Source organism: Variovorax glucosi (genome assembly GCF_051216695.1).
GTDB lineage: Bacteria > Pseudomonadota > Gammaproteobacteria > Burkholderiales > Burkholderiaceae_C > Variovorax.
Genome location: NZ_JBPJZE010000073.1, coordinates 1 through 1,499, shown reverse-complemented (window position 1 = coordinate 1,499; position 1,499 = coordinate 1). Strand labels below are relative to the sequence as shown.

The 1,499-nt window shown below is 64.4% G+C and carries 1 protein-coding gene; it reads right to left on the bottom strand.

From position 1 onward, the window contains the following. On the bottom strand, positions 1-1,119 hold a 1,119-nt coding region (locus ACSFA3_RS22955), incomplete at its 3' end, for an alkaline phosphatase family protein (protein ID WP_435507762.1). Positions 1,120-1,499: the final 380 nt, after the last annotated feature.

Here is a 1,499-nt window from a genome sequence, read left to right as displayed (position 1 = left end):
GAGGTACTGATGGTTCAGGAACGAGCCGCCGAACGCGCCCATGAAGAAGTTGTCGGCCAGCGTGAAGCTCTGCGCGACCTTCCACAGCTTCATCTTGGTGCCGTCGTAGTAGCCCATGCTGAGGCCGCCGGCATCCGAGTAGGCGGTGAACTTGTCGTTCTTGCCGCCGTTGATCTGCATCTGGTTGTTGTAGAAGCGATGAACCAGGTCGCGCGAGATGACGGTCTGGTCGACTTTGGTGCCGGTGTTGAAGAAGCCCGCTTCGGCGTCGATCTGGAACATCTGGTTGGGCATGCCCACGGTCTGCGCCTGCGTGACCGTGGTGGTCTGGCCAGCCGCGGTGACACCGCCCCACACAGGCGGCAGGGTCGGCAGCGTCGAGCCGTCGAAGTCCTTCTGCGGATCCGGCGTTTTGGTCAGCGAAGTCGGGTTCACGCCCGGAATGCCGTTGGCACCGGGAAACAGGCCGTACAGGTTGTCGAAGCCGCGGTTTTCCGCGTAGATGACGACGACATTGGTGATCTGGTCGAGCGCGAAGCGGTTGCGCAGCGCGGCAATTACGTCGCCGCCGGCACCGGCCTCGGCCACCGCCTCGGCGATGCGCTCGATAGCCTGGTCGATCTCGTTCTGCAGCGCGGTCTTGATGCCGGCGTCGGTGATCTTGTTGTGATCGGCCAGCAGTTGCGCTTCGCTCACGCCCAGGCGTGCGGCCAGCGCGGTGCGCGCGGCGGCGAGGTTGCCGCCGTTGGCATCCATCAGCGCCACCAGTTCGGTTGTGATGGCGCTCACCACGCCGTTGGCTGCGGCCGGTGCGCGGAACACCAGCGGCTGCGTGACGGCGGTCTCGGCATTGGTCGTGGGGTCGAAACGCTTGCTCGACGTGCCGATCTCGGCCACCACGGCGCCTTGGCCGGAGAGCGTGAAGGCGCCGTTGGCATCGGTGGTGGTGGCGAGTTCACCGCTGTCGCAGCGACCGTTGTTGTTGGTGTCGATACAGACCTTGGCATTGCGGTAGTAGCTGCCGGTGACAACGCCCGAAGTGGTCGTCGTGCTGGTGCCGCCGGAAGGGAACCCGAAGAAGCCCGAGTTGTTGTCGGAACCGCCACAGGCCACGACCATCGCCGCCGCCGCAATGGCTGTCGGCCAGGGAGTCAGGTGACGCACGAGTTTGCGTCCGCGCAAGGACGCGCTGCTACGTTGGGATGAATTCATCATGAGTGGAGTTATGAGATGTGGATGAACCAGACCCGCGGCCGGGCGCCGTGATGCTCGGCGTGACGCGTGACAGCCATGTTGCAATTCGTCGTACACCGGGCTTGCTAATTCAGGGCTAAGAAATCTCCGCCAAATGTCACGCCGTTGACATGTGCGAAACCGATCCTCGCCGGTTGCCTCGCGGTTCCGTCCGCCCATCCTTTCTCCACGTGCCCCCGACGACGCGCTCTCTTCGCCGACTGGCCGTGCTTGCCGCGGCTGCCTTGCTGTGTGGCGTGCTTGCC